The organism is Microbacterium sp. Nx66, from assembly GCF_904066215.1.
Taxonomy (GTDB): domain Bacteria; phylum Actinomycetota; class Actinomycetes; order Actinomycetales; family Microbacteriaceae; genus Microbacterium; species Microbacterium meiriae.
Genome location: NZ_LR880474.1, coordinates 2050898 through 2077864, shown reverse-complemented (window position 1 = coordinate 2077864; position 26967 = coordinate 2050898). Strand labels below are relative to the sequence as shown.

24 protein-coding genes are annotated in these 26967 nt (G+C 71.0%); 12 read left to right on the top strand and 12 right to left on the bottom strand.

Annotated features, from left to right (window positions below):
• Nucleotides 1-8 precede the first annotated feature (8 nt).
• Nucleotides 9-2060, bottom strand: a complete 2052-nt coding sequence (locus tag MICNX66_RS09880; RefSeq protein ID WP_187661731.1) for a M3 family metallopeptidase — start codon at nt 2058-2060, stop codon at nt 9-11.
• A gap of 9 nt (nt 2061-2069) precedes the next feature.
• Nucleotides 2070-3002, bottom strand: a complete 933-nt coding sequence (locus MICNX66_RS09875; protein ID WP_187661730.1) for a LysR family transcriptional regulator — start codon at nt 3000-3002, stop codon at nt 2070-2072.
• An 81-nt stretch (nt 3003-3083) separates the two neighbouring features.
• Between MICNX66_RS09875 and tdh the strand changes: the two genes are divergently transcribed.
• The 4 genes from tdh to MICNX66_RS09855 are packed head-to-tail and all read left to right on the top strand — an operon-like array spanning nt 3084 to nt 6190.
• Nucleotides 3084-4127, top strand: a complete 1044-nt coding sequence (gene tdh / locus MICNX66_RS09870; protein ID WP_187661729.1) for an L-threonine 3-dehydrogenase — start codon at nt 3084-3086, stop codon at nt 4125-4127.
• Nucleotides 4127-5305 (top strand): glycine C-acetyltransferase, encoded by a 1179-nt coding sequence (locus MICNX66_RS09865; RefSeq protein WP_187664176.1) that lies wholly within the window; start codon nt 4127-4129, stop codon nt 5303-5305. Before tdh ends, MICNX66_RS09865 begins: the two co-directional genes overlap by 1 nt.
• 55 nt (nt 5306-5360) lie before the next feature.
• Nucleotides 5361-5975 (top strand): ArsR/SmtB family transcription factor, encoded by a 615-nt coding sequence (locus MICNX66_RS09860; RefSeq protein ID WP_187661728.1) that lies wholly within the window; start codon nt 5361-5363, stop codon nt 5973-5975.
• Nucleotides 5972-6190 carry a hypothetical protein gene (locus MICNX66_RS09855; protein ID WP_187661727.1) on the top strand — a complete coding sequence of 73 codons (219 nt, stop codon included), beginning with the start codon at nt 5972-5974 and terminating at the stop codon, nt 6188-6190. Before MICNX66_RS09860 ends, MICNX66_RS09855 begins: the two co-directional genes overlap by 4 nt.
• An 85-nt stretch (nt 6191-6275) precedes the next feature.
• Here MICNX66_RS09855 and MICNX66_RS09850 read toward each other — a convergent pair whose 3' ends face one another.
• Together MICNX66_RS09850 and valS are read right to left on the bottom strand one after the other, a co-directional pair.
• Nucleotides 6276-6485, bottom strand: coding sequence for a hypothetical protein (locus MICNX66_RS09850; protein WP_025105004.1), 210 nt, complete (start codon nt 6483-6485; stop codon nt 6276-6278).
• The gene (gene valS, locus MICNX66_RS09845) at nt 6485-9079 is read right to left on the bottom strand and encodes a valine--tRNA ligase (RefSeq protein WP_187661726.1); all 2595 of its coding nucleotides are present in this window, start codon (nt 9077-9079) and stop codon (nt 6485-6487) included. Before valS ends, MICNX66_RS09850 begins: the two co-directional genes overlap by 1 nt.
• A gap of 158 nt (nt 9080-9237) precedes the next feature.
• Between valS and MICNX66_RS09840 the strand changes: the two genes are divergently transcribed.
• On the top strand, nt 9238-10287 hold the full coding sequence (locus tag MICNX66_RS09840) for a P1 family peptidase (protein ID WP_187661725.1): 1050 nt from the start codon (nt 9238-9240) through the stop codon (nt 10285-10287).
• 96 nt (nt 10288-10383) lie between these two features.
• On the opposite strand, the gene MICNX66_RS09835 is transcribed toward MICNX66_RS09840, so the two are convergent.
• The 8 genes from MICNX66_RS09835 to MICNX66_RS09800 form a co-directional block, all read right to left on the bottom strand.
• Nucleotides 10384-11196: a serine hydrolase gene (locus MICNX66_RS09835; RefSeq protein ID WP_187661724.1), complete on the bottom strand. Its 813-nt coding sequence runs from the start codon at nt 11194-11196 to the stop codon at nt 10384-10386.
• Nucleotides 11193-12026: a serine hydrolase gene (locus MICNX66_RS09830; RefSeq protein ID WP_187661723.1), complete on the bottom strand. Its 834-nt coding sequence runs from the start codon at nt 12024-12026 to the stop codon at nt 11193-11195. The genes MICNX66_RS09835 and MICNX66_RS09830 overlap by 4 nt, the downstream gene beginning before the upstream one ends.
• Complete coding sequence (locus MICNX66_RS09825) at nt 12023-12985, bottom strand: S66 peptidase family protein (protein WP_187661722.1); 963 nt, start codon at nt 12983-12985, stop codon at nt 12023-12025. The genes MICNX66_RS09830 and MICNX66_RS09825 overlap by 4 nt, the downstream gene beginning before the upstream one ends.
• The gene (locus MICNX66_RS09820; protein WP_187661721.1) at nt 12982-14631 is read right to left on the bottom strand and encodes an ATP-binding cassette domain-containing protein; all 1650 of its coding nucleotides are present in this window, start codon (nt 14629-14631) and stop codon (nt 12982-12984) included. The genes MICNX66_RS09825 and MICNX66_RS09820 overlap by 4 nt, the downstream gene beginning before the upstream one ends.
• Before the next feature lies 1 nt (nt 14632).
• Nucleotides 14633-15547: an ABC transporter permease gene (locus MICNX66_RS09815; protein ID WP_082758500.1), complete on the bottom strand. Its 915-nt coding sequence runs from the start codon at nt 15545-15547 to the stop codon at nt 14633-14635.
• On the bottom strand, nt 15544-16587 hold the full coding sequence (locus MICNX66_RS09810; protein WP_101845193.1) for an ABC transporter permease: 1044 nt from the start codon (nt 16585-16587) through the stop codon (nt 15544-15546). Before MICNX66_RS09810 ends, MICNX66_RS09815 begins: the two co-directional genes overlap by 4 nt.
• Nucleotides 16588-16659: 72 nt before the next feature.
• Complete coding sequence (locus MICNX66_RS09805) at nt 16660-18465, bottom strand: ABC transporter substrate-binding protein (protein WP_232089039.1); 1806 nt, start codon at nt 18463-18465, stop codon at nt 16660-16662.
• 314 nt (nt 18466-18779) lie between these two features.
• Entirely contained in the window at nt 18780-19928 is a 1149-nt protein-coding gene (locus MICNX66_RS09800) for a M20 family metallopeptidase (RefSeq protein ID WP_187661719.1), read from the bottom strand.
• Nucleotides 19929-20021: 93 nt separating this feature from the next.
• On the opposite strand from MICNX66_RS09800, the gene MICNX66_RS09795 reads away from it, so the two are divergent.
• From MICNX66_RS09795 to MICNX66_RS09765, 7 genes are read left to right on the top strand one after another with little or no spacing between them, the layout of a single operon-like run.
• Complete coding sequence (locus tag MICNX66_RS09795; protein WP_187661718.1) at nt 20022-20798, top strand: GNAT family N-acetyltransferase; 777 nt, start codon at nt 20022-20024, stop codon at nt 20796-20798.
• The gene (locus MICNX66_RS09790; protein WP_187661717.1) at nt 20795-21484 is read left to right on the top strand and encodes a MurR/RpiR family transcriptional regulator; all 690 of its coding nucleotides are present in this window, start codon (nt 20795-20797) and stop codon (nt 21482-21484) included. The genes MICNX66_RS09795 and MICNX66_RS09790 overlap by 4 nt, the downstream gene beginning before the upstream one ends.
• Entirely contained in the window at nt 21481-22629 is a 1149-nt protein-coding gene (gene menC, locus MICNX66_RS09785) for an o-succinylbenzoate synthase (protein ID WP_187661716.1), read from the top strand. The genes MICNX66_RS09790 and menC overlap by 4 nt, the downstream gene beginning before the upstream one ends.
• A gap of 31 nt (nt 22630-22660) precedes the next feature.
• A complete protein-coding gene (locus MICNX66_RS09780; protein ID WP_187661715.1) occupies nt 22661-23548 on the top strand; it encodes an aminotransferase class IV in 888 nt (295 codons plus the stop codon).
• Entirely contained in the window at nt 23532-24662 is a 1131-nt protein-coding gene (locus MICNX66_RS09775) for a dipeptidase (protein ID WP_232089038.1), read from the top strand. The genes MICNX66_RS09780 and MICNX66_RS09775 overlap by 17 nt, the downstream gene beginning before the upstream one ends.
• Entirely contained in the window at nt 24659-25372 is a 714-nt protein-coding gene (locus tag MICNX66_RS09770; protein ID WP_187661714.1) for a type 1 glutamine amidotransferase, read from the top strand. The genes MICNX66_RS09775 and MICNX66_RS09770 overlap by 4 nt, the downstream gene beginning before the upstream one ends.
• Nucleotides 25369-26895 carry a serine hydrolase domain-containing protein gene (locus tag MICNX66_RS09765; protein WP_187661713.1) on the top strand — a complete coding sequence of 509 codons (1527 nt, stop codon included), beginning with the start codon at nt 25369-25371 and terminating at the stop codon, nt 26893-26895. Before MICNX66_RS09770 ends, MICNX66_RS09765 begins: the two co-directional genes overlap by 4 nt.
• Nucleotides 26896-26967 lie beyond the last annotated feature (72 nt).

The window sequence follows — 26967 nt, the reverse complement described above, 5'->3', positions numbered from 1 at the left end:
CTCACGACTCAGGAGTCCAGTCCACGGCGTTTCAGGAGCGGCTCGATCTCCGCATCCCGTCCGCGGAAGTCGCGGTAGGCGGCCAGCGGGTCCTTCGAGCCGCCGGCCCCGAGCAGCCGGTCGCGGAAACGGTCCCCATTGGATCGGGTGAGCCCGCCGTTCTCCCGGAACCACTCGACGGTGTCGGCGTCGAGCACCTCGCTCCAGATGTACGAGTAGTACCCTGCGCTGTAACCGCCGGAGAAGACGTGCGCGAAGTACGTGGAGGAATACCGGGTCGGCACGGCGGGGTCATCCAGCCCGATGTCGGCCAGCGCTGCGGCCTCGAACGCGGCGACATCCTCCACCGCGTCCTCGGTGGAGAGCCGGTGCCACGCCTGATCCAGCCACGCTGCGGCGAGGTACTCGCTGGTCGCGTGCCCTTGATCGAACGTCGCAGTCGCCCGCAGCCGCTGCACGATGGCGGGATCCAGCGGCTCGCCGGTCTCGTGGTGCCGGGCATAGTGGTCCAGGACCTCCGGCCAGAGGATCCACATCTCGTTCACCTGACTGGGGAACTCGACGAAGTCGCGGAACACGTTGGTCCCGGCGAAGTGCGGGTAGGTGACCGTGGCGAACAGGCCGTGCAGGGCGTGCCCGAACTCGTGGAACAGCGTCGTCACCTCGTCGAGCGTCAGCAGCGTGGGCTCGCGGTCCCCGGGCTGCGGGACGTTGAGGTTGTTCACCACGACCGGGGCGCTGCCGCGCAGCCGGGACTGGCTGACGATCGCGTTCATCCATGCCCCGCCGCGCTTGGAGTCGCGGGTGTAGAGATCGAGCACGTAGAGGCCCAGGGGAGAGTCGTCGGCGTTGCGCACCTCGAACACGCGGGCCTGCGGGTGATAGGCCGCGAGGTCGTGCCGTTCGTGGAACGTCACCCCGTACAGGCGGGTCGCCGCGAAGAACACGCCGTCCTGCAGCACGCGCTCCGCCTCGAACCAGGGGCGCAGGGCGGCGGTGTCGATGTCGTAGCGGGCAGTGCGCACGCGCTCGGTGTAGAACGCCCAGTCGTGGGCCTCCACGGGGAAGGGCTCCAGCTCGGTCTCGTCGACGATCGCCTGGAGCGCGTCCCGTTCGGCGCGACCGTTCCGGGCGGACGGCGCAGCCAGCCGGCGCAGCATCCGCTCGACGGCCTCGGGGGAGCCCGCCGTCTCGTCGGCGGTGATGTACGCGGCATGCGACGGATATCCGAGGAGGCGCGCGCGCTCGGCGCGGAGGCGCACGATCTCGCGCAGCACTGGGCGGTTGTCGTTGCCGTTGTCGCGCGAGCCCCGCGCGCGCGACGCCGCCATGATCCGGCGACGGGATTCCCGCACCGCGAGCCGGGCGAGGGCCGGATGGCCGGTGAACAGCGGCAGGGTGAGGAGGTAGCGGCCGTCGAGCCCACGGTCGGCCGCGGCGCGCGCCGCGGACGAGAGCTCGCCCGCACTCAGGCCCCCCAGCTCGGCGGCGGAGTCGAAGACCACGGCGAGGTCGTTCGTATCGCCCAGCAGGTTCCGCTCGAACGTGTTCGTGAGCACGGACAGCTTCTGGTTCAGACCCGTGAGCTGCGCCTTCGCGTCGTCGTCGAGCCCGGCGCCGGCATGCGTCATCTCGCGGTGGTAGCGCTCCACGAGATACCGCTGCTCGGAATCGAGGCCGAGCGCCTCACGCTGGTCGTACACGTGAGCCACGCGGGCGTAGAGCGCCGCATCCAGCGTGATCGCGTCCTCATGGGCGGCCATGAGCGGAGCGAGCTCTTCATCGATCGCCTGGATCTCCGGCGTGGCGTCGGCGGAGCTCACGGTGTAGAAGGCGTGCGCCACCCGGTCGAGGAGCTCGCCCGACCGCTCCAGCGCCTCGAGCGTGTTCTCGAACGTCGGCATCGACCGCACGCGGGTGATGTTCGCGACCTCCGCGAGCTGCTCCGCGAAACCGGCTCGGAAGGCGGGGAGATAGTGCTCCGGGCGGATGGCCTGATAGTCCGGGAGCCCGAAGGGAAGGGTCGACGGCTGCAGCAGCGGATTCGTGGCGTCGCTCATCCTCCGAGCCTAGCCACCGCCATCCCCGGAACGTTCCGTGCTCAGACGGGTCATCACCTCTCGCAGGGCGTCGACGACGACACGGACCGAGCGGCGGCGCAGGTTCTCCGGGCGCGCGAGGACGTCGATCATGCGGTGCGTGCTCACGCCGCGCAGGGGGATGCGTACGATGTCGCGATCGTCGACGCTGCGCGAGGTGAACCGGGGGAGCATTCCCAGGACGCCGCCGGCCGCGACAACCGCCGACACCGCGCCGTAGTCGTTGATGCGGTGGCGGACCTCGACCGGGCGGCGGGCGACGGCGGCGACGGCACGGAGCACGTCGTCGGGGGAGTACCCCACGCGGCTCGTCACCCAGTGCTCGTCGGCGACCTCGTCCGGCGAGAGGGTGCGGCGACCGGCGAGAGGATGTGCGGCGGCGACCGCGACGTCCAGCGGCTCGCGGACGAGACCGACAGCGCGGATGCCTGCGGTCGGCCACGGCGCGGAGTGCTCCATCCGATGCGCGAGGACGAGGTCGTACCGCGCGGTGAGCCCGGGGAACTCGCTCTGCGCGACGTCTTCGTCCGTCAGGCGTACCGTCGGCGCGTGCTCCTTCCCGGAGAGCTCCCGCACGAGCGGGCCGAAGAGCGCCTGACCGACGCTGTGGAACCCGCTGATGCTCACCTCTCCGGTCGCCGCGCCCTCGAAGTCGTCCAGCGCGTGCCGCGCTGCGGCCATGGCATCGATGGCTTCGGCGCCGGCCGCCGCGAGGACCTCGCCGGCAGAGGTCAGCACGAGCGTGCGGCCCTGGCGACGGGTGAGCGGGGCGGGGAAGGAGCGCTGCAGCGCGGCGAGCTGCTGCGAGACGGCGGACGGGGTGACACGGAGCGTGTCGGCGACAGCCGTCACGCTGCCTAAGGCTCCGAGTTCGCGGAGGATCTGGAGCTGATGGAGTTCCACGTCTATAGTTTAGACCTGGCTATAGAGACGATGCAGAAGCTGCCGATTGTTCTACAGCGACGTATGCGATGAGATCGGAGCATGAAGGCTCTGTTCAAGGAGGAACCCGGCGCCGGCCTCGCGCTCGTGGAGCGCCCCGATCCCACCGCCGGCCCCGGCGAGGTCGTCATCCGCGTCCTCCGCACCGGCATCTGCGGGACCGATCTGCACATCCGGCGATGGGACGACTGGGCGGCCTCCGCGATCTCCGCGCCCCTCATCCCGGGACATGAGTTCTACGGCGAGGTCGTCGAGGTCGGATCGCTCGTCCATGACATCGCCGTCGGCGACCGGGTCTCCGGCGAAGGACACATCGTCTGCGGCACCTGCCGGAACTGTCGTGCCGGACGGCGGCAGATGTGCATCCGCACCATCGGGCTCGGTCTGCAGCGCGACGGTGCCTTCGCCGAGTACCTCTCGCTGCCGGCGACCAACGTGTGGGTCCACCACGCCGAGGTCGCTCCGGAGCTCGGCGCGATCTTCGACCCGCTCGGCAACGCCGTGCACACCGCCCTCCGCTTCCCTCTGGTCGGCGAAGACGTCCTCGTCACCGGCTGCGGCCCGATCGGCCTGATGGCGATCGCCGTCGCCCGGCATGCCGGTGCCCGCTTCATCGTGGGGACCGACGTGAGCGGCCCGCGCCTGGAGATGGCGCGAGGGATGGGAGCAGACGACGTCGTCGACGTCTCCCGCCAGGAGATCCGCGACGCGCAGCGTGCGCTCGGCATGCGCGAGGGGTTCGACATCGGCTTCGAGATGAGCGGCGCGGCATCGGCGCTCCCGGCGATGATCGACAACATGAACCACGGCGGACGGATCGCCATGCTTGGGCTGCCGTCGACGGGGTTCGACATCGATTGGGGCAAGCTAGTCACGCATATGCTCACCATCACCGGCATCTATGGTCGCGAGATGTTCGAGACCTGGAACGCCATGGGGGCGATGCTGCAGACGAGTGCGACACTGCGGGCGGCCATCGGTCGCGTGATCGCCGAGGTCGTGCCGGCGCGCGACTGGGAGCGCGGATTCGCGGCGGCGGAGTCCGCCGGCACGGGCAAGATCATCCTCGACTGGACGGAGCTGTGATGTACGCGACCTTCAAGGACCATGTGGCGCGGGAGCTGGCGGGGATCGAGGAGGCCGGGCTCACCAAGCACGAGCGCGGCATCCGCGGTCCGCAGCGGGCGGAGATCACGGCCGACGGCGCCGAGGTGCTCAACTTCTGCGCGAACAACTACCTCGGGCTCGCCGACGACCCCCGCATCCTCGCTGCGGCCCGGACAGCCCTGGACGAGTGGGGGTACGGGCTCGCGAGCGTGCGCTTCATCTGCGGCACGCAGGAGCAGCACCTCGAACTCGAGCGTCGGCTGGCGGACTTCCTCGGCACCGACGACGCGATCCTCTACTCGTCCTGCTTCGACGCCAACGGCGGTGTCTTCGAGACGCTGTTCTCCGCGGAGGACGCGATCATCTCGGACGAGTTGAACCACGCGTCCATCATCGACGGCATCCGCCTGTCGAAGGCGCGCCGACTCCGGTACCGCAACCGCGACATGGCGGATCTGGAGGAGCAGTTGCGGGCGGCCGCCGATGCCCGGTTCCGCGTGATCGTGACCGACGGCGTCTTCTCGATGGACGGCTACATCGCCCCGCTCGCTGAGATCTGCGACCTCGCCGAGCGGTACGACGCCCTCGTCTTCGTGGACGACTCGCACGCGGTCGGCTTCGTCGGGGAGAACGGGCGGGGGACGCCGGAGCTGTGCGGCGTCGCAGATCGTGTCGACATCTACACCGGCACCTTCGGCAAGGCACTGGGCGGCGCCTCCGGCGGCTACGTCGCCTCCCACGCGGAGATCGTCGCGCTGCTGCGTCAGCGTTCCCGTCCGTACCTGTTCTCGAACACCCTCGCTCCGGCCATCGTGGCCGGTACCCTGACCGCACTCGACCTCGTCGAGGGATCGGCGGACCTGCGGGCGCGGCTGCGGGACAACGCCGCCCTGTTCCGCACCCGGATGGCGGAGGAAGGCTTCGATCTGCTTCCCGGAGAGCACCCGATCGTGCCGGTCATGTTCGGTGATGCCGCGCTCGCAGCCCGGATCGCCGCGGCGATGCAGGACCAGGGCGTCTACGTGACGGCGTTCAGCTTCCCGGTGGTGCCGCGGGGGAAGGCGCGCATCCGGGTGCAGCTCTCCGCCGCGCACTCCGCCGAGCAGGTCGAGCGCTGTGTGACGGCCTTCGTCGCGGCGCGGGGTGCGGTGAGCTGACCGCGTTGCAAAGAAAAGCTTGCAAAGAATTGTTTGCAAGCGTAGCTTTGCATGCATGACGAACGAGACGCAGGTACGGACGCTGGATGCGGGAGCGCTCAAGGCGCTGGCGCATCCGCTGCGGGTCAAGATCTTCGATCTGCTCGCCTCTCGTGGTCCTCAGACGGCCAGCTCTCTCGCGGCCCTCGTCGGGGAGACCTCGGGATCCACCAGCTACCACCTCCGCGCCCTCGCCGCCCACGATCTCATCCGCGAAGTGGAAGGTCGTGGCACGGCGCGGGAGCGGTGGTGGGAGCGCCCGAAGGGCCGCATCGACGTGCCGGGACCGGACGAGCAGATGTCGCCGGCCAACCGTGCCGCGGCGCAGATCGTGACATCGGAGTTCTTCCGGCTCCGGCACGAGACGCTGATGCAGTACCTCAACCGCTCGGATGCCGACATCCCCGAGGGGTGGCGTGACGTGGGGCTGACCATCACCACGCACCTCGACATGACCGCGGAGCAGGCGATGTCGCTGCGGGCGGAACTGGAGGCCGTCGTGGAGAAGGCGATCGCGCAGTACCGCGGTCAGGAGGGCCCGGACGTGCGCCGTGTCTCCCTCCGTGCCGAGATCTTCGACCTCCCCACGCCTGGCGGCGCCGCCACGGCCGAGACGACGGACGCATCATGACCGCCGCCACCCTGCACCTCGTCAGTCCCACGCGGACGGAGCGCGGCCTGCTGCACCTCGCCGACCGGGTCACCGCCATGATCGAGCACCGGATCGAGCGTCGCGCACAGCGGCGGGTCCTCGCCCTCGACCTCCTCCGCGAACAGCAGGCCCGCCGGCATGACCCGCACGCCGTCGACCACCTCCTCGCGCAGCTCGGAGCCCCGCGCCGCTGACGCCGAGACCCCGGATACTCGTCGAGACCCCCTCCTATCCGCGCGGGGAGGAGGGGGTCTCGACGATGAAGCGGGGTCTCGGCGATCAGAAGGGGCGGGCGATGACCTCGCCGGAGGGGGTCTGGAGGACCTCCCAGCCGGCGTCGAGCTCCGCGATCGCGCGGCCTTCCAGCCAGGTGAGGGTCCAGTGACCGGTGAGGCCCTGGGACTCGACCTCGGCGATCGCGGGGCGCAGCGCCTCGGGGACGGACGCGGGGGGCTGCGCCCCCGTGGCCCAGCGCGTGCCGAGCTGCATCAGGAAGCCTCGACCGGGGCGAGCTCGATCGCGGTGACCGCGAACTCCTCCGCCTCGGAGATCTCGAGCTCGGCGATGCGGCCGACAGCGCGGAGGTCGTCCGCCGCGGCGCGCAAGGCCTCGACCTTCGCGGCGGGTGCGGCGATGGCGGCACGGGAGACCGGGGTCTTCTGCGACGCCTTCGCCTCGGTCTTCGCGCGCCGGATGCCGATGAGCGCCTCGCTGGCGGCGGCCAGCACGGCCGGGTCGCCCTCGATGCCGAGCTTCTCGGGCCACGCTGCGGTGTGCACGGAGCCCTCCTCGAACCACGACCAGGCCTCCTCCGTGGCGAAGGAGAGCACCGGTGCGAGCAGGCGGAGCAGCGTGGACAGCGCCAGACGCAGCGCGAGGGCGGCCGAGGCCTGGCCCACGTCGTTCTGGTTGTAGGCGCGCTCCTTCACGAGCTCCAGGTAGTCGTCGCAGAACGTCCAGAAGAACGCCTCGGTCAGCTCGAGCGCCCTGGCCGCGTCATACCGGTCGAAGGCCGCGGTCGCCTCGGCCACCACCGCGTCGAGCGCCGTGAGCATCGAGGCGTCGAGCGCGTGTGTCACCTGAGCGCCCGCGGGCACCGGGAACGACAGCACGAACTTCGCGGCGTTGAGCACCTTGATCGCCAGACGCCGACCGATCTTCACCTGGGTCGGGTTCTGCGGGTCGAAGGCCGCGTCCATGCCGAGGCGGCTGGAAGCCGCCCAGTACCGCACCGCGTCCGAGCCGTGGGCGTCGAGCACGTCGGCAGGGGTGACCACGTTGCCCTTCGACTTCGACATCTTCTTGCGGTCGGGGTCGACGATGAAGCCGGAGATGGCGGCGTTCTTCCACGGGGCGCGGCCGTCTTCGAGCGTGGAGCGCAGCATGGTCGAGAAGAGCCAGGTGCGGATGATGTCCTGTCCCTGCGGGCGCAGGTCGAACGGCGCGGTGAGCTGCCACAGCTCCTCGTCGCGCTGCCAGCCGCCCGCGAGCTGCGGGGTCAGGGAGGATGTCGCCCAGGTGTCGAGGATGTCGGCCTCGGCGTCGAACCCGCCCGGCACGCCGCGCTGGGCCTCGGTGTAGCCCGCGGGGACGTCCGTGGTCGGGTCGATGGGCAGCGCGGCCGCGTCCGGGGTGAGCACGCGGTCGTAGTCGCGCTCGCCGTTCTCGTCCAGCGCGTACCAGAGCGGGATCGGCACACCGAAGAACCGCTGCCGGGACACGAGCCAGTCGCCGGTGAGGCCGCCGACCCAGTTCTCGTAGCGGACCCGCATGAAGTCGGGGTGCCACGCCAGCTCGGTGCCGTGCGCGAGGAGCTGCTCGCGCAGCTCGCCGTCGCGGGCGCCGTTGCGGATGTACCACTGCCGGGTAGAGACGATCTCGAGCGGGCGGTCACCCTTCTCGAAGAACTTCACGGCGTGCTGGAAGGGCTTGCCGACGGCGGTCATGTCGCCGGTCTCCTGCAGCTTCTCGACGATCGCCTTGCGGGCGCTGAAGACGGTCTTGCCGGCCACGTTCTCCGCGTACCAGGCGCGGGCGTCGGCGTCGGCCACGATCGACGGGGCCTCGGGGAGGAAACGGCCGTCGAGACCGATCGTGGTCATGTTCGGCAGGGACTCGCCGGCAGCGGTGCGCAGCTCGCGCCACCAGATGATGTCGGTCACGTCGCCGAAGGTGCAGACCATGGCGGCGCCGGTGCCCTTGTCGGGCTGGGCGAGGTGGTGGCCGTGGATCTCGATCTCGGCGCCGAAGTAGGGCGTGCGGACCTTCGTGCCGATGAGGTGCTTGTGCGGTCCCTCGGGGTGGGTCACGATCGCGATGCACGCGGGGAGGAGCTCCGGGCGCGTGGTGTCGATCGCGATGGAACCGGAACCGTCCGCGAAGGGGAACTCGATCGTGTGGTACGCCGCCTGCTGGTCGCGGTCCTCGAGTTCGGCCTGCGCGATCGCGGAGCGGAAGTCGATGTCCCACAGCGTCGGTGCCAGGGCCTGATAGGCCTCGCCGCGCTCGATGTTGCGGAGGAAGGCGAGCTGGCTCTGCCGGATCGTGTCGTCGGAGATGGTGCGGTAGGTCTGCGTCCAGTCGACGCTCAACCCGAGCTGACGGAACAGCGCCTCGAACTGCTTCTCGTCCTCGATCGTGAGGCGCTCGCACAGCTCGATGAAGTTGCGACGGCTGATCGGCTGCTGGTCGGCGGCGCGGCTCGACTTGTTGTCGCCGCCCTCAAACGGCGGGGTGAAGTCGGCGTCGTAGGGGAGCGACGGGTCGCAGCGCACACCGTAGTAGTTCTGCACACGGCGCTCGGTGGGAAGGCCGTTGTCGTCCCAGCCCATCGGGTAGAACACGGTCTTGCCGCGCATGCGCTCGTACCGCGCCTTGACGTCGGTGTGCGTGTAGGAGAACACGTGACCGATGTGGAGGCTGCCGGAGGCGGTGGGCGGCGGGGTGTCGATCGAGTAGACGCCCTCACGGCCGAGCTCGGCGGCGCGCAGACGGTCGAACAGGTACGTACCCTGCTCCGCCCAGGCGGCGTCCCACTTCGCTTCGAGACCTTCGAGTGCGGGCTTGTCGGGAATGGCGGACATGGAGGTCTCCTCGAGCGATGTATGCGGCACTGTGTGAGCGTGCCTGAGTGTGGGTGGTGCCGCCCAGTCTACCGAGCGCACGGGAGGGGCGCTCGACCGGGGGGGAGCGTCCGGCGCGGCACTGCGGCCGGCCCCTCCGACGCTGGGAGGATCGGAGCATGACACCGCCGTCGTCCTCGTCCTCCCGTCCCCGTCTCGCCGACCTCGGTGTCCCGTCCGGCGCCTTCGCGCGCGGCCCGGCGAACGCCGTCACCGACGTCCCCGGCGTGCGGGTAGGGCACGCCACGATGCAGGGCGACGGCCTGCACACGGGCGTCACGGCGATCGTCCCGGACGCGCTCACCGCCGAGCGTCGCAGCCTTCCGGCGAACCTCTCGGTCGGCAACGGCTACGGCAAGCTCGTGGGTGCCACGCAGCTCCGCGAGCTCGGGGCTCTGGAGACGCCGATCCTGCTGACCTCGACGCTGTCCGTGTTCCGCGTCGCGGACGCTCTGCTCGGGCACCTGCTGACGACGCCGGCGCACGCGCGGACGACGACCCTGAACCCGGTGGTGGGCGAGACGAATGACGGGTTCCTCTCCGACATCCGCCGGCGGGCCGTGGGCGAGGAGCAGGTGACGGCGGCCCTGGCCGCGGCGGCACCGGGTCCGGTCGCGGAGGGGTGCGTCGGTGCCGGTGCCGGAACCGTCGCCCTCGGGTACAAGGGCGGCATCGGCACGGCGTCCCGTCTGGTCGATGTCGCGGGGAGCGCGTCCACGGTCGGGGCTCTCGTGCAGACGAATTTCAGCGGCACGTTGCGGATCGCGGGGGTGCCGCTGCCCGCGGAGGAGCTGCTCGCCGAGGAGCCGGCACAGCCCGTCGGCAACTCGTGCATGATCGTCGTCGCGACGGATGCGCCCGTCGACGGCCGTCAGCTCGGCCGGGTGGCCCACCGCGCCGTGTTCGCGATGCGGGGCGTGGGCGCCGACTACGCACAGGGAAGCGGCGACTACGCGATCGCCTTTTCCGTGCACGACCCGGCGTCGGGCGGTCCTGCGGCGGATGACGACCTCTCGCCGATCTTCGCCGCGACGATGGACGCTGTCGAGGAGGCGCTGATCAACTCGGTGCTCGCCGCGGAGACCACCGTGGGCCCCGAGGGGCGGACGGCGCACGCGGTGCCGATCGACCGGGTGCGGGAGCGTCTGACTCGTGCCGGGGCCGTCTGACGCGCGTTCACAACTCAGGAGAAACCGGGTCGGCGGCGCCGCGGGAGCGGCGCGTCGTACCGACCGACACCGGATGTCCTGAGTTGTGAACCGTGGTCAGTCGGCGAGCGCGGCCTGGATGCCCTCGCCGATGCGGCGCATCGCGGCCAGCACCGGACCGCGTCCGTCGGCTCCTCTGTCCCAGTTGGCCAGCACGGCGTAGGCGATCCGGCGGGTGGGGGACATCGCGATCCCGGTGTCGGCGCGGACGCGGGAGATCGTGCCGGTCTTGTTCAGCACCCAGACGCCGCGGTCGAAGCCCCAGTGCGCGAGCGGGTCGAGGTCGAACGCCGAGGCGACCATCGACAGGTCCATGCCCGCGCCCAGCCAGCGGCGCAGCGTGTCGGCCGAGGCGGGGGAGAGGTCGGTGCCGTCGGCGAGCCGCGACATGAAGCGCACGAGTTCCGCGGCGTTCGCGTGCGACAGCGTGCGGGGTGCACCGGGCGGGATCGGCCACCGCACGATGTCGTCGAGGGCGGAGGCGGTGTAGCCGAGCGCGCGGGTGTGCTCCTGCACGGTCGGGATGCCGATGACGCGACCCAGCGTGTTGGTCGCGGCGTTGTCGCTCACCGCTCCGATGAGAGCGGCCACGTCGTACAGCGACAGCTCGGATGCCTGGAGCAGGTACCAGAGACCGGAGTCCTCGATGGCCTCGACCGGCCGCCGGGTGACCCGGTCCTCGAGGGTGCGCGTGCCCGCGTCGACCTCGGTGAGGAGCCGGTGCAGGAGGAAGATCTTGCCCACGCTCGCGGTGTCCTGCACCGTCTCCGGGTCATGGCGCAGCAGCACCTCGCCCGAGTCGATGTCCTGGACGAGCGCCGACCACACGGTGCCGTTCTCGTCGGGGAGCTCCACGTCGATCGCGCTCATGCGTCCTCCTCGTCCCGTGCACGCCCGGTCACGTGCGCACGGATGAGCTCGCCGACGGCCCGCATCCCGTCGAGCACCGGGGCGCGGAGATCCGCCGGGGAGTCCTTCCAGTTCGCCGCCACCGCGTAGGCGACAGCGGCCTCCGGGCCCCGCAGCAGTCCGACGTCGACGCGGGCGAAGCCCACGCTGCCCGTCTTGTGGCGCAGCACCATGCCCTGATACTCGGCCTCGACGTGGGCGAGGGGATCGAGGAGGAAGGCGTCGGCGGTCATCGACGTGTCGGTGTCGGCGGCGAGCCAGTCCAGCACCCGGGCGCTCACGCCAGGCGAGAACGCCTCGCCGGCGCCGAGACGGCGCATCACGTCGGACAGCTCGGCCGCGGTGCCGAACGACGGCGTCCAGGGCAGGTCGGGGGTGCGCTCGTTGCGGATGTAATCGTGCAGCGCGGTGTCGCGGTACCCGAGGGCCGGGGCGACGGCCCGCACCTCCTCCAGGCCGCAGAGATGGATCAGCGCGTTCGTGGCGAGGTTGTCGCTCACCGCACCGACGAGGAGCGCCGCGTCGTGCACCGTGATGCGCTGATCGTGCATGCGGTACAGGAGGCCGGAGTCCTCGACGCGGTGCTCGTCCGGGATCTCGATCCGGTCGTCCTCGGCGAGCGTGCCCGCCTCCAGCCGGCGCGCGACCTCGAGGAGCAGGAAGATCTTGCCGATGCTCGCGGTCTCGCACTGCGTGTGCGGCTCGTGCTCGGCCAGGGTCTCCGCGGTGCCGGCGTCGACGAGCCGGATCGACCAGGTGACACGGGGGTCGAGGGGAGGAAGCGCGATCATGGCCGTCCCACCGTGAGGCGCGGCTCGTCGCCGGTCGCGTCCAGCACCCCATCCACACCGAGCGGGATGGTGAGGGCGTGCGGGTCATGGCCGAAGCCCTGCTCCCACAGCACGGGGACGCCGGCGTCCTGGAACTCGTCCCGCATGAGCGCGTGGACCAGGTCGAGGTCGCCGCACTCATGCCAGGAGCCGAGCACGATGCCCGTCGCCTGCGCCAGACGGCCTGCCCGACGCAGCTGCGTCACGAAGCCGTCGAGGCGGTACGGCTCCTCGGTGATGTCCTCCAGGAAAAGGATGCCGGGGGCGGGGACGTCCGCCTCCGGGGCGCCGAGTCCGGCGGCGAGCAGACTGAGGTTGCCGCCCGTGAAGCGTCCCTCGGCGCGACCAGGCGTCATGATCTCGGTCTTCGGGCCGATGAGCTCGCGTCCGCGCCATGGTTCGAAGAGCCAGCGCTGCACGTCGTCGCGCACCTGCTCCGAGTCGCGGAAGACGTTGTTGCCCGCCATCGGGCAGAAGAGCGTCGCGACGTCGAGATGCGCGCGCCACGTCTCGTGCAGGGCGGTCACATCGGACGAGCCCGTGAGGAGCTTCGGTCGTCCGTCCTTGCGCAGCGCGCCTCGGCGCATGTCGGCCCAGTCGATGCCGTCGAGGAGGCGCAGGGCCCCGTAGCCGCCCCGGGCCGTGACGACGGCGTCCACCTCGGGGTCGAGCCAGGCGTCGACGAGGTCGGCGCGGCGGAGGTCGTCGGGCCCCGCGAGGTACGACGCGCGCGGGTGCGGCGTGAGGACATGCTCTCCCACCCGGACCTTCAGGCCCCAGGACTCGTAGTAGCCGACGGCGCGCTGGGTGTTCTCCTCGTTACCGGGACCGGAGGGCGAGACGATCGCCACGGTGTCGCCGGGCTGCAGGGGCGCTGTGTCGAGATAGGGCGACACCGCCGCCTCCGTCGTGACGCTCATGCCGTCTTCTCCTCGATGCGCGGCGCCGCGGACAGCAGGTGCCTGGTGTACTCGTGCTTCGGGTTCAGCAGCACCTCTTCGGTGGGGCCGTGCTCGACGATCTGCCCGTGGTACATCACCGCGACGGTGTGGGCGATGTTCCAGGCGAGACCGAGGTCGTGCGTGATGACGAGGGCGGAGAGCCCGAGGCGGCGGCGCAGCTCCAGCAGGAGTCCGAGGATCTCCCCGCGCACGGACGCGTCGAGCGAGGCGACGGGCTCGTCCGCGATGAGCATCTGCGGCTGCACGGCGAGGGCCCCCGCGATGACGACGCGCTGCCTCTGCCCGCCGCTGAGCTCCTGCGGGATGGCGCCGAAGTAGCGCTCCGGCGGGGTGAGTTCCGCGTCCGCGAGGCTTTGCGCCACCCGCTCGCGCTCGTCGCCGGCGAAGCGCTGCACCCGCAGCCCCTCGGCCACGGACTCGTACACGCTGTGCTTCGGGTTCAGCGCGGCCCACGGGTCCTGCAGCACGAGCTGCACCTGCGAGCGGAATCGCGCGAGGTCGCGTCCCTTCGACGGAAGGGGTGCGCCGTCGAAGCGGATCTGCGACCCGGGGTCGGCGGGCTGCAGCCCCATCAGCGCGCGGGCGAGGGTCGACTTGCCCGAGCCCGACTGGCCGACGAGCGCGACGATCTCGCCCTTGCGCACGGAGAGGTCGACATCGCGGACCGCGTGCACGGGGCGTCCGCCGGAGCGGTAGGTGACGTTGACGCCGCGGGCCTCCAGCAGCACCTCGTCGCCGTGCGTGATCTCCGGCACCTCGTCCGCGCCACGACCGTGCCGGGTCACCGGGGCCATCCGGGAGGCCGGGTCGCCGATCGTGGGGAAGGCGTCGGCGAGCTGACGCGTGTACGCCTCCTGCGGGCTGGTGCAGACCGCGTAGCTCTCGCCGACCTCGACGAGCTCCCCGTCGCGCATGATGGCGATCCTGTCGCAGGCCGTGGCGAGCACCGACAGGTCGTGGCTGATCATGAGCATCGAGATGCCGCGCTCCGCCACGAGCCGGGAGATCATGTCGAGGATCTGCTTCTGCACGATCACGTCGAGCGCGGTGGTCGGCTCGTCCGCGATGATGACCTCGGGATCGCAGGCGAGGGCCATAGCGATCATCACGCGCTGCTTCTGGCCGCCGGAGAGCTCATGCGGGTACGACTCGCTCTTCTGCTGCGGCAGGTCGACGATGTCGAGCAGTTCGCGCACGCGTTCTTTGCGTGCCTTCTCGCCCTTCCAACGCTCCGAGGCGTGCAGCTCGAGCGCCTCCAGGAGCTGCCAGCCGACGGTGCGCACCGGGTTGAGCGAATGCATCGCGCCCTGGAACACGATGGACGTCTGCGCCCAGCGCACGGCGCGCAGCTGCCCGAAGGACAACGAGGCGACATCCTCGTCGCCCAGCAGCACACGGCCGCTGAGACGGGCGTTGCGCGGCAGGAGCCGGAGCACGCTCATGGCGAGCGTGGACTTCCCGGACCCGGACTCGCCGGCGATGCCGAGGGTCTGCCCTGCCGGGAGGGTGAGCGAGACGTTGCGCACGGCCGCCACCTCGTCCCGACCGGACCGCCCGGAGGTGCGGTACGTGATGGAGACGTCGTCGAAGATCAGGTCGGGCATCTCAGCGGCTCCTCAGCGTCGGGTTGGTGATGTTCTCGACGGCGCGGCCCATCAGGGTGAACGACAGCACGACGAGGACGATGGCGATGCCCGGCACGAGCACGTACCACCAGTAGCCGCTGGTCGCCGCGGAGACGTCCATCGCGTTCTTCAGGATCGAGCCCCAGGACTGCAGCGTGGTGTCGCCGAGGCCGAGGAACGCCAGGGTGGATTCGGAGATGATCGCCGAGCCGACCGTGAGCGTCGTGTTGGCGAGCACGAGCGGCAGCACCCCGGGGAGGAGGTGCTTCATGATGATGTGCCAGTGCCCGGCGCCGAGGGCCCGCGAGCGTTCGATGTAGTCGCGCGACTCCACGGAGAGGGTCTGCGCGCGGACGACGCGGGCGGTACCGGCCCACGAGGTCAGGCCGATCGCGATGATGATGGTCCAGACGCCGCGGCTCAGCACCGACGACAGCACGATCGCGAGGATCAGCGACGGCAGCACGAGGAAGAAGTCGATGATGCGCATCATCAGCCCGCCGAAGAAGCCGGTGAAGTGGCCCGCCGAGAGCCCGACGAGAGTGCCGATGATCATCGACATCGCCGTGGCGGCGAGGCCGACGAGCAGGGACACCCTGGCGCCCCACACCATGCGGACCCAGATCTCGCGACCCTGATGATCGGTGCCGAGGGGATGCTCCCAGGACGGCGGCGCGAAGCGCTGCACGTCGACGAGTTTCGTGACGTCGAGCATGCTGGCGGGGGCGATCACGGGGGCGAAGATCGCGATGAGCGCGACGATCACGAGGAAGACGAGGCCCACCATGCCCGCCCGGTGCTGGGCGAACTGCCGGCAGAAGTCGACGAACGCGGTGCCGCGGCGGTGCCACGCCAGAGCACGGGGTGAACGGATGGTCGGGGATGCCGTGGTCATGCGCGCCTCACCCTCGGGTCGAGCTGACGGTAGATGAGGTCCGCGATGAGGTTCATCGCGATGATGATCGTGGAGAACACCACGAAGGTGCCCTGCAGGAGCGGGAGGTCGGGTCCGGAGATGGCCTCGAAGGTCAGCTTCCCGAGCCCGGGCCAGGAGAACACCGTCTCCACCGTGACCGCCCCGGCGATGAGGCCGCCGATGTGCATGAAGACGAGCGTCACGGTCGGCAGCAGGGCGTTGGGGACGGCGTGCCGACGGCGGACGAGGTCTTCCCTGAGGCCCTTGGCCCGCGCGGTCGTGAGGTAGTCGGCGCCCATTTCCTCGAGGAGCGAGCTGCGCATCACCATCAGGTACTGCGCGTAGACGACCGCGACCATCGTGATGACCGGGAGCACCATGTGCGAGATCACGTCCAGGACCGCGCCGACCGGATCGGTGGGCGGGTTGGGGGAGACCATGCCTCCGGTCGGGAACCAGTGCAGCGTGCCGCCGAAGATCATCAGGAGCAGCAGCGCCAGCCAGAAGGTCGGTACCGACCAGAACACGAGCGAGGTGCCGGAGACGATGCGGTCGAAGGTGGAGCCGTGCTTCCAGGCCGCCTTCTGCCCGAGCCAGAGACCGAGCGCGATCGCGATGATCGCCGCCGTGCCGGTGAGGAGGATCGTGTTCCAGAAGTACTGGCCGATGAGCTCGGACACGGAGGTGCGGTAGACGTAGCTCGTGCCGAAGTTCAGGGTGAACACGTTGCCGAGGTAGTCGACGAACTGCTGCCACAGGGGCTTGTTCAGGCCGAGCTGCTCGCGTAGCTGGTCGGCCTGCTCGGCGCTCATGCCGCGCTCACGGGCGATCGAGGCGACCGGATCGCCCGGCAGGATCTTGAAGGCGAAGAATCCGAGGAGGATCACCATCGCCAGGCTGATGGCCGCGCCGCCGAGCTTGACCAGGAAGTAGCGGAGGGCGCCGACGCCCTTCGGCTGCTCCTCGGCCGCGGCGCTCGTCGCGATGGCGGAGGTGGACGGGGGAACCGCGTTGGACATGGGGGTCTCCTTACAGCGGACCGGGAGACGCCGCGGGGGCGGAAGCCCGCCACCCGCGGCGTCTCGCCGGACTCATTCGACGTCGGCGATGTTGCGGCGACGGATCAGGAAGAAGATGAGTCCTCCGATCAGGACCACCCCCACCACGACGCCTCCGATGATGAGTCCGGTGTTCGTGCCGGTGCCGCCGGCGGTCGCCCCCTCGACGGGCTCGACGGTCAGGTAGCCCCAGTAGCCGGCCTGGTTGGCGATGATGCCGCCGTCCTTCGGCTGCAGGGTGAAGCCCGTGAAGCGGTCGGAGCGGTAGGCCTCCAGCGAGTTGGCGTACCAGGTCGCGACCTGCGCGGTGTCGGTGTAGTTCAGCGCGAGCATGTCGTGCACGATCTCCTGGCGCTTCTCCGGGTCGATCTCGGAGCGCTGCGCGGCGTACATCTCGTCGAACTCCGGGTTGCAGTACCCGTCCTGCGTGGTGCCGCCGGTGCCGTCGGTCGCGGTCGGCAGATTCATGCAGGTGTTGATGCCCAGCTGGTAGTCGGGGTCGGGATTGACCGACCAGCCGCTGAAGTACAGGTCGTAGTCGCCGGACGTGGCCTTCGCGCTGATCGTGTCGGAGTCGGTGGACTCGACCGTGATCTCGATCCCGATGTCCTTCATCCACGGGACGAAGAAGTCGGAGATGGACTGCTCGTTGGCATCGTCCGCATCCGTCAGCAGGCGCAGGCTCAGGCGCTGACCGTCCTTCTCGCGGATGCCGTCCGCGCCGGGAACCCAGCCGGCCTCGTCGAGCTTCGCCTGTGCGGCCTCGGAGTCGAAGCCGACGATCACGTCGTCGTCGTCGGAGAGGTGCCACTTCGGGAAGGACGCCGGGATGAAGCTCGTGGCGAGCGTGCCCTCGCCGTCCAGCACCTTGTCGAGCAGGGTGGCCGTGTCGGTGCCGAGGCGGATGGCCTGGCGGACCTCGAGCTCCTTCAGCGCGGCATTGCCGGTGCCGTAGGGCACGTTGTCGCGCGTCTGCTGACCGACGTTGATGCTGATCGAGTGGTAGCGGCGGCCCTCGCCCGAGTGCGTGGTGACGCCGTCGACGCCGTCGAGCGCCGAGAACTGCGTCGGGGTGAGGCCGGTGACGAGGTCGACGTCGCCCGCCTTGAGCGCCTGCACCTGGGCGTCCGAGTTCGTGTAGTACACGTACTGGATCGCGTCGATCTTGGGGGCGCCGCGCCAGAAGTTCTCATTCGCCTTCAGCACGATGGACTGGTTGGCCGAGTAGCTGTCGAGGAGGAACGGGCCGGAGCCGACGACGTCGGCGTCGTTGGTGAAGGTGGTGGGGTCGTCGACCGCCTCCCAGATGTGCTTCGGGACGATCGGGATCTCCGAGCCGGGGTTCGGGGCCTGCGGCGTCTTCAGGGTGATCACGACGGTCTTGTCGTCGGGGGTCTCGACGGTGTCGAAGTTCGAGACGAGGTTGCCGTTGGCGGTGCCGAGGGCGGGGACCGTCATCATCTGGTCGTACGTGTACTTCACATCGGCGGAGGTGATGGGCTCACCGTCCGACCAGACGAGGTCGTCCTGGAGGGTGAAGGTCCACGTCTGGCCGCCGTCCGTCGCCTCCCAGGAGTCCGCGAGGCCCTTCGTGGGGGAGCCGTCCTCGGCGTCGTTCTGCACGAGCGACTCGTAGACGTACCGGATGATGTTCGTCGGCGTCAGATAGATCGAGATGAACGGGTTGAACGTGTCCACGAATCCGGAGGTGGCGATCCGGAGCGTCGTCTCGGACGCCGGGGACTCGGTGGCCGCGCTGACGGACTGCGCCTGGGCGGCACCGACCGGAGCGGCGATGAGGAGCGCGGAGGCGATCGCGGCGGCGGTCAGACTTCGCACGGTTCTGGAGCGGGGGGCAAGACGCATGGAAGGTCCCTTCGGGCGCCGCCCGGATCCACAGTGAAGCCGGGTCGGTGCTGACCATGCAAGCGGAAGACGGCCGCGCGGTCAAGACATTCGATGCGTATCGCGGAAGAAAAGTGCCGACACCCGGAAAGATCGCCGGCCGTCGAGGGGGTGTAACACGGCGGAAACACGCGGATGCCAGGATGCGCCGGGAGAGATCGCCGAGGCGGACGGTGGTCACACGTCCCAGACATCCGGAACGTATCCCGGGTCGGTTCCGCTCGGGCGCGGGAACCGGAATCGTATCGTCACTCCGTCGGGATGGTGAGCACGGCGCGCAGGAGCGCGATGCGTTCGTGCAGGGAGGAACGCAGGAAGTGCTCGTCCACCGCGTGCGCGCCGCCACCCCGCGGGCCGAAGCCGTCGACCGTCGGGAGCCCGCGGCCGCCGAGGAGGTTGGTGTCGCCCGCGCCGGCCGCGGGGCGGCCGTCGACGTGCTGGCCGAGCGCGGCCCCTTCCTCGGCGATCCGCGCGAGGAAGGTGGCGTCCGCCGCGGAGGCACGCCAGGCGGGTCGGGCGCTGAGCACGGCGACCTCGACGTGGGCGCCAGGGCGCACGGGGGTCAGACCGCGGAGAGCGGCGAGGACGCGCTCCTCGGAGTCCGGGTCGAGGAAGCGGAGTCCTATCTCGGCCGCGGCCTGCGCCGGCACCACGTTGGTGCGCGCCCCGCCGTCGATGACCCCGACGTTGCAGAGCACCGGGCTCGGCAGATCCGGGTCGGCGACGATCGCGCGGACCCGCAGGAGCTGGTCGACGAGTTCGTCGATCGCCGAGACGCCGTGCTCCGGGTCGAGCGCGGCGTGGGCCGCACGTCCGGTGACGGCGATGCGCACCCGGGCACTGCCACGGCGGCCGACCTTGAGGGCGCCGTCGGGATGCGGGGACTCGAATCCGATGGCGCAGGCCGCACCTCGAGCCCGCTCCGCGAGCAGGGGGCCCGAGACCGGCGAGCCGATCTCCTCGTCCGCGACCAGCACGATCCGCACCGCGCGCCGCTGTGCGAGCGGCAGGGGCTGCAGGCGGCGCAGCGTCTCCAGCATCACGACGATGCCGGCTTTCATGTCGTAGGAGCCGGGGCCGCGCACGACATCGCCCTCCTCGCTCCATGGCAGGTCGTCCGCCAGCGTGCCGACCGGCCACACGGTGTCGGTGTGGCCGATGAGGAGCACCGGGTCTCCGGTGCCGGGGACGTCGATGACGAGGTCTGTCCCGAGCTCGTGCGGGACCCGCTGGACGGTGCCGCCGACGCCGGCGAACCACGCGGACAGCAGGTCGGCGATACGGCCGCTCGCCTCGACGTCGCGGCTCGGCGTCTCGAGCAGCACGAGTTCGCGCACGAGTGCGATGATGTCGTCGGAAGGATGGTCCGCGTCGCGCACTGCCGAAGGAGTCGTCACGGTTACGAACCGTATCTTGCCCCTTGATCACCCCGCAACCCGCCGATAGCATCGCTCAGAGCAGCAGGACTTCTCGATCTTAGGAAACGTATCGTGCCTCTTTCTTCGGTGGCCGCCGGTGTCGCCCACGGCTGCCGCGAACTCACCCAGTACGCCGAGTTCCGTGAGGCCGCCGCGCTGTACGCCCGCGTCTTCGCCTACACGGAGAACGAGTACGCGCTCAACGCCAACCTGCTCACCGCCCTCGCCCGCAACGGCGGTTCCGCGGTCGGCGCCTTCGCCGACGACGGAACGCTGATCGGATTCGCCTACGGCTTCGCCGGCTGCGACACCGCCGGTGCGTCGTTCCACTATTCGCAGGCGGCGGCCGTCGACGCCGCGCACCAGGGGCGGGGCGTCGGCCAGGCACTCAAGTTCGCGCAGCGCGCGGTGGCTCTGCGCTGGGGGCAGCCGACGATGCGGTGGACGTTCGATCCGCTGCTCTCGCGCAACGCCCATTTCAACCTGAGCTCGCTCGGCGCCGTCGGCATCGCGTACGAACGGGACTACTACGCCCGTCCCGACACCGACCGCCTGGTGGTCTCCTGGGATCTGGACGCCGCCGATCACCGGACCCGCCGCACCCTCCCGGTCCCGCCTGAGCTCGGGCCGGACGACTGGGGGCGGGCCGTGGCGGCGGACGGCGGCACCTGGATCGCGATCCCGACCCGCCCCGGCGAGCTCGACGCCGAGGATCGTGCGGTGCTGCGGCGGGATCTGGAGCGGACGATGACTGCGGCGTTCCGCCGCGGGGACGTCCTCGTCGGGGCCGTGCGCCTCGACGACGACACGGCGGTCTACCGCGCGACACCCGGGGAGGGCACGGCATGAACGACCACGACCACGACCAGGAGGATCGCGACCTCGTCTCTCCGCGGGACCGCTACGGCGAGCGCATCCGTACCAACCTCTCCGCCGAGAGCATCCAGGCGCGGATCATCGAGACCGAGCAGCGCACGCTCGCCCAGACCTTCGAGGAGCTCAGCCGATCGGCCCAGGTCCCGCAGGCCGCCGCGCTGCTGCTCGGTGCCCGACGACGGTATGTGGCAGGCGAGGGCAAGGCGGCGGCGTACGCGCAACTGCTCAATGCGGATCTCTCGGCGACGCTGTCGAACGTGTTCCTCGTCGACGGGCACGCGCTGCAGCCGCTCACCGTGCTCACGGACGTGCGGGCCAGCGACGTGCTCATCGCGTTCTCCCTGCGGCGCTACCGCGAGGAGACCGTGCGGCTCGGGCGGCTCTTCCATGAAGCCGGGGGTCAGCTCGTCGTCATCACGGACAGTGAGGACGCCCCGCTCGCATCGATAGCGACCTCGCTCATCCGGGTGCGCACCGGATCCGCCTCGTATGCCGACTCCCCGACCCCGGTCGCGGCGGTGTGCCACCTGCTCAGTGCGCTCACCACCGCGAGCGCGAAGGGCGCGCGGAGGCGGCTGGCCGAACGGGACCGGCTGGTGGCACGGCTGGGTCTCTACGGCCCCGAGACGCCGCGCCCCCGCACCGAGGAGGACAAGTGAGGGTCGTCCGCGTCCGGCTGTTCGCCCTGCGACAGCCGCTGCGTCACAGCTTCGAGACGAGTTCGCACCGCAAGTCCGGCATCGAGCACGTGCTCGTCGAGGTCACCGATGCCGACGGGCAGACCGGCTGGGGGGAGATCGCGTCGCCGAGCGATCCGTTCTACGGCGCGGAGACCACGGCCACCGCGTGGGAGATCGCCACGCGCTACCTCGTGCCCGCGCTGCTCCGTGCGGACGGGGACGAGCCGGCGGCTCTGGAGGCGTCGTGGGCACGCGTCCGCGGGCATGAGTTCGCGAAGGCCGGGTTCTCCGGAGCGGTGTGGGACCTGTCCTCCCGGATGCGCGGGATCGCGCTCGCCGCGGCCCTGGGCGGGACGCGCGACGAGGTCGTCGCCGGGGTGTCGCTGGGGATCGAGCCGTCGCTCGACGAGCTGCTCGCCCAGGTCGAGCTGCAGCGCGCGGCCGGCTACCCGCGCGTCAAGCTCAAGATCGCTCCGGGGTGGGACGTGGAGCCCGTGCGCGCGGTGCGCGGTGCCTTCCCCGACCTCGACCTCCACGTGGATGCGAACGGAGCCTACGCGGATGACGACCGGGCGGCCGAGGTGTTCAGGCGCCTGGACCGTGAGGCGCTCACCATGATCGAGCAGCCCTTCGCGCCGCGGGATCTCGTGGCCCACGCCGATCTGCAGGCGCGGCTCGACACGGACGTGTGCCTGGACGAGTCGGTCGTCGACCTCGGCGACCTGCGGACCATGATCCGGCTGGGTGCAGGGCGGGTCCTCAACATCAAGGTGTCGCGGATGGGCGGGCTGACCGTCGCCCGCGCCGCGCACGACATGGCACGCGATGCGGGCATCCCGGTGTGGTGCGGGGGGATGCACGAGTTCGGCGTCGGGCGGGCCGCGAACGTCGCGCTGTCCTCGCTCCCGGGCTTCCTGCTCCCGTCGGACGTGTCGGGTTCGGACAAGTACTACGAGTCCGACATCATCACCCCTCCGGTGACGGCCGTCGCGGGCCGGGTCACGGTCCCCACCGGACCGGGGATCGGACACGAGGTGCTCGCCGAGCGCATCGCCCGTGACGCGTCCCGGGTCTTCGACTCCTCCGCGGCCGAGGCCCCCGAGGCCGTCCTGACCGCGGGCTGACCGGCCCCCGAACCTGCGAGAGCGGAATCCCATGCGTGCACTGCTGCTGTACCGGCTCGATCTCGCCGACGAAGGCGAGGAGGGCGGGATCCACCCGGTCGACCCGCGGGAGCCGATCATCCGGGCGACCGACCTCGGCGTGACCCGCGGCGACGGTGTGTTCGAGACCGCCGTGGTGCGCGGGGGCAGGCCGCAGGCGCTGGACGCGCACCTCGCGCGGCTGGAGCGTTCGGCGCAGCTCCTGGGGCTGCCCGCGCCACGCCGCGAGCGGTGGGCACGGGCGGTGCGCCGCGCGACCGCCGAGGTCTCCCGCCCCGGAGTGCTCCGCGAGGGGGAGATCGCCTCGATCAAGTTCGCGATGACCCGCGGGGACGAGATCGACCCGGCCGGGCCGACGGGGTGGGTGCTGGGCTTCGCGGGCGAGGACCCGGAGGCCGTCCGCGCGCGGGGCGTCTCCGCGGTGGTCCTCGACCGCGGATATAGGCACGACGTCATGGCGACGGCGCCCTGGCTGCTGCAGGGGGCGAAATCCCTCGCGTACGCGGTGAACCAGGCGGCCCTGCGGGAGGCGCGGAGCCGGGGCGCGGACGATGTCATCTTCGTCAGCGCCGACGGTTTCGTGCTCGAAGGGCCGCGGTCGACGCTGATCGCGCTGCTCGACGGGACGCTGGTCACGCCACCGCCCGAGCACGGGGTGCTCCCCGGGACGACCCAGGCCGACGTCTTCGCAGGACTCGCCGACATGCCCTCCCGCATCGGTCCGCTGGTGCGGGACGATCTGGAGCGGGCGGAGACGCTGTGGCTCTGCTCCAGCACGCGCGGCGCCGTGCCCGTGCGGGAGCTGGACGGCGTCGCGCGCCGCGTGGACCCCGCTCTCACCGCGCGGATGAACGCGGTGCTGGATGGACGAGAGGACTGAGATGGTCGACGAGGACCTGCCGATCGATCGGGTGATCGACGGCCACAACGATCTCGCCTGGGCGAGCAGGACGCTGCTCGGCTACCGGGTCGCGGAGCTCGCCGGGTCGGTGGCGGCCACGCAGACCGACCTGCCGCGACTGGTCGCCGGCGGGGTCGCCGGCCAGTTCTGGTCGGTCTGGGTCGATCCCGTGCTGGAGGGGGCGGAGCAGGTCGTGGCCACGCTCGAACAGATCGACTTCGTGCACCGGCTCGTCGACGCCCACCCGCAGCGCTTCGCGATCGCTCGGACGGCGGCCGACGTGCGTGCGGCGATGGCCGAGGGGCGGATCGCCTCGCTCATCGGCATCGAGGGCGGCGACCAGCTCGGCGGATCGCTGGCCGTGCTGCGGCAGTTCGCGCGTCTCGGCGCTCGGTATCTCACCCTCACCTGGTCGCGGACGATCGCCTGGGCGGACTCCGCGACCGACGAGGCGCGCCACGGCGGTCTGACGGACTTCGGACGCGAGGTGGTGCGCGAGATGAACCGCATCGGTGTGCTCGTCGACCTCTCGCACGTCGCTCCGACGACGATGCGGCACGCGCTCGAGGTCACGACGCGCCCGGTGATGGTCAGCCACTCCGGCGCCTTCGCCCTGTGCGACCACCCCCGCAACGTGCCAGACGACGTGCTCGCCGCGATCGGGGGGCAGGGCGGCGTCGTGATGGTGCCGTTCGTGCCCACGTTCGTCTCGCAGGCCCGCCGCGACTGGTGGGAGGCCGGGGGAGAGGGAGAGGCCCCGCGCGTCGGTGTCGCGGACGTCGCCGATCACCTCGATCATGTGCGGCGCGTGGCCGGCGCGCATGCGGTCGGGATCGGTGCCGACTTCGACGGCTCCGATGCGATGCCGGACGGTCTCGGCGACGTCTCGGGGTACCCGGCCCTGTTCGCCGAGCTGCGGCGTCGCGGCTGGTCGGAGGACGACCTCCGGGCGGCGGCCCACGAGAACGTCCTCCGCGTGCTGGAGGCCTCCGACCCCGACCACGAGGCCTTCCTCGCGGGCAGCGCAGGAGAGCCGACCGACGCCGCACTCGCGCCGGCGGTCGACACGACGATGCGGGAGGGGGCGCTGTGACCTCGCGCGTCCTCGTGATCGTGAACTCCGCGAGCTCCGGCCCGCGTCGCCTCGGCACCTGGCTGCGGGAGAAGGCGATCGACGTCGACGAGATCGTGGGAGCCGAGCAGCCGCTGCCCACCTCCCTGGACGGCTACGCAGGACTCGTGATGCTGGGCGGCGGGCTCATGCCGGACGACGATGACCGTGCACCGTGGCTCGCGGCAGAGCGGGCGCTCGCCGCGGAGGCCATCGCCCGCGACCTCCCCACGCTCGGCATCTGTCTGGGCGGTCAGCTGCTCGCACACGTGGCCGGCGGCGAGGTCGCCGAGAAGACCGGACCCATCGAACGCGGCGCGACCCCCATCCGTCCGACCCCGGCCGGACGCACGGACGCCGTGTTCGCGGCGCTGGGTGACGAGGCTCCGATGATCGAGAACCATCAGGACATGATCACGCGGCTGCCACCCGCGGCGGTGCTGCTGGCGTCGAGCGCGGCCGTCGAGAACCAGGCCTTCCGTCTAGGAGCGCGGGTGCGCGGCGTGCAGTTCCACCCCGAGGCCTCCGCCGCCGACCTCGCGCGGTGGGACGACGCGGCGCTGCGGGGAGAGGGACGCTCGCTTCCCGCGCTCATCGCCGCCGCCGAGCGCGTGCACGACCACAACACCGCGGCCAGCCGCGCGCTCATCGAGGCCTTCGCCGACGAGGTGCGCGCCGAGGTACAGGCGTGACGCCTGCGGATGCGGGTCTCCTCGTCACGACGGATACCGCCGCGGAAGCTCTCCAGCACGGCCTGGACGAGCGCGCGCGTCGTGCCGCCCCGGCCGCCATCGCCGCGGTGGCCGAACGGGGGCGCGTCCGCGCAGTGCTCACCCACGGCCATCCCCGCGCCGATGAGTCCCCGACGACGCGGGACACCGTCTTCCGCATCGCGTCGATGTCCAAGAGCTTCCTCGCCGCCACCGTGCTCTCGTTGCGCGACCGCGGTCTGCTCGACCTCCACGCGCCGATCCGCACCTACCTGCCCGATGTCCGACTGCGGCACCGCGGTGCCGACGTCGAGGTCACCGGCGACCTGCTGCTCTCCAACCGCTCGGGTCTAGGGGAGGACAACGCCTGGGTGGATCGGCACCTCGGCGCCTCGCGGGCCGAGATCGCCGCCCTGTTCGCGGGTGGGGTGCCTCTCGCGGCCGTGCCGGGAACCGTCTACCAGTACTCCAACCTCGGACAGTCGCTGCTCGGCCGCGTCGTGGAAGCGGTGACCGGGCGGACGGTGGAGGACGTGATCCGGGAGAGCATGCTGGAGCCGCTCGGGCTGCGCCGGACGGCACACGTGTCGGACGGCTTCGCGCCGGAGACGCTGGCCGGCGGGTTCCGGACGTTCGACGACGGCACCACGTTCCGCCCCGAGCCGTTCGTGGGGTCCGGCGCGCTCGGCTGCATCGGCAGCATGTTCAGCACCGTCGACGACATCGCGAGATGGATGTGGTTCCTCGGCTCGGCCTTCACCGACGACCCGCTGGCGCCCGACGTGCTGGCTCCGGCGTCGCGACGGGAGCTGCAGCAGGCCCGCACCCCGATCCCGGTGCCGTCGGCGATGTTCGACGGGCGCGACCTTGCGGGGGCCGGCTACGGCTACGGCCTCTTCGTCGAGGACGACCGGCGGTTCGGGCGGATCGTGCAGCACTCCGGCGGGCTTCCCGGATTCTCGGCGCACATGCGCTGGCACGTGGCCAGCGGCATCGGCGTCGTCGCCTTCGGGAACTCCGACGAGTTCGGCGCCCGGCGGATCGCAGGCGCCGCGCTCCAGCTGCTGCTCGAACGGACGGACGCCCCCTCCGCCGTCCTGCACCCGTGGGAGGAGACGGTCGCCGCCGCGCAGGCTCTCGACGTCGCGATCCGCTCGGGACGGCCCGCCGCCACGTACCCGTTCCTCGCCGACCATGTGCTCGATGACATCCCGGCCGACGTCCGCGATGCCCGGCTGGCGGCACAGGTTCAGGAGATCGGCGGATTCCGCGCGGAGCAGGACCCGTTCCCCGATCGCGTGGTGGCCGCGGCGACGGAGGCCGAACTGCGCTGGCGGATCGCGGGGAACCGCGGCGACCTCCTCGTCGACGTGCGGCTGGTCGGGCTGCCGGAGCCTCGCGTGCAGGGGCTCAGCGCGGCGGTCGTCGCGCCAGGGCAGACACGTGTCGAGGGGGAGCGAGCCGGAGCGACCGAGCGGCACCTGGTCGTCCTGCCGTCGTTCTGATAGCGCGACCTGCACAGATCGACCGGGTCCAAAAAACCGCCCTAGGATGGAGGCATCCCGACCCGTCCGTTC

Excerpts from the sequence above, each read along its gene's own strand:
- MICNX66_RS09880 (WP_187661731.1), bottom strand. The coding sequence starts at position 2,060 with ATGAGCGACGCCACGAATCCGCTGCTGCAGCCGTCGACCCTTCCCTTC.
- tdh (WP_187661729.1), top strand. The coding sequence starts at position 3,084 with ATGAAGGCTCTGTTCAAGGAGGAACCCGGCGCCGGCCTCGCGCTCGTG.
- MICNX66_RS09865 (WP_187664176.1), top strand. The coding sequence starts at position 4,127 with ATGTACGCGACCTTCAAGGACCATGTGGCGCGGGAGCTGGCGGGGATC.
- MICNX66_RS09860 (WP_187661728.1), top strand. The coding sequence starts at position 5,361 with ATGACGAACGAGACGCAGGTACGGACGCTGGATGCGGGAGCGCTCAAG.
- MICNX66_RS09855 (WP_187661727.1), top strand. The coding sequence starts at position 5,972 with ATGACCGCCGCCACCCTGCACCTCGTCAGTCCCACGCGGACGGAGCGC.
- MICNX66_RS09850 (WP_025105004.1), bottom strand. The coding sequence starts at position 6,485 with ATGCAGCTCGGCACGCGCTGGGCCACGGGGGCGCAGCCCCCCGCGTCC.
- valS (WP_187661726.1), bottom strand. The coding sequence starts at position 9,079 with ATGTCCGCCATTCCCGACAAGCCCGCACTCGAAGGTCTCGAAGCGAAG.
- MICNX66_RS09840 (WP_187661725.1), top strand. The coding sequence starts at position 9,238 with ATGACACCGCCGTCGTCCTCGTCCTCCCGTCCCCGTCTCGCCGACCTC.
- MICNX66_RS09835 (WP_187661724.1), bottom strand. The coding sequence starts at position 11,196 with ATGAGCGCGATCGACGTGGAGCTCCCCGACGAGAACGGCACCGTGTGG.
- MICNX66_RS09830 (WP_187661723.1), bottom strand. The coding sequence starts at position 12,026 with ATGATCGCGCTTCCTCCCCTCGACCCCCGTGTCACCTGGTCGATCCGG.
- MICNX66_RS09825 (WP_187661722.1), bottom strand. The coding sequence starts at position 12,985 with ATGAGCGTCACGACGGAGGCGGCGGTGTCGCCCTATCTCGACACAGCG.
- MICNX66_RS09820 (WP_187661721.1), bottom strand. The coding sequence starts at position 14,631 with ATGCCCGACCTGATCTTCGACGACGTCTCCATCACGTACCGCACCTCC.
- MICNX66_RS09815 (WP_082758500.1), bottom strand. The coding sequence starts at position 15,547 with ATGACCACGGCATCCCCGACCATCCGTTCACCCCGTGCTCTGGCGTGG.
- MICNX66_RS09810 (WP_101845193.1), bottom strand. The coding sequence starts at position 16,587 with ATGTCCAACGCGGTTCCCCCGTCCACCTCCGCCATCGCGACGAGCGCC.
- MICNX66_RS09790 (WP_187661717.1), top strand. The coding sequence starts at position 20,795 with ATGAACGACCACGACCACGACCAGGAGGATCGCGACCTCGTCTCTCCG.
- MICNX66_RS09780 (WP_187661715.1), top strand. The coding sequence starts at position 22,661 with ATGCGTGCACTGCTGCTGTACCGGCTCGATCTCGCCGACGAAGGCGAG.
- MICNX66_RS09775 (WP_232089038.1), top strand. The coding sequence starts at position 23,532 with ATGGACGAGAGGACTGAGATGGTCGACGAGGACCTGCCGATCGATCGG.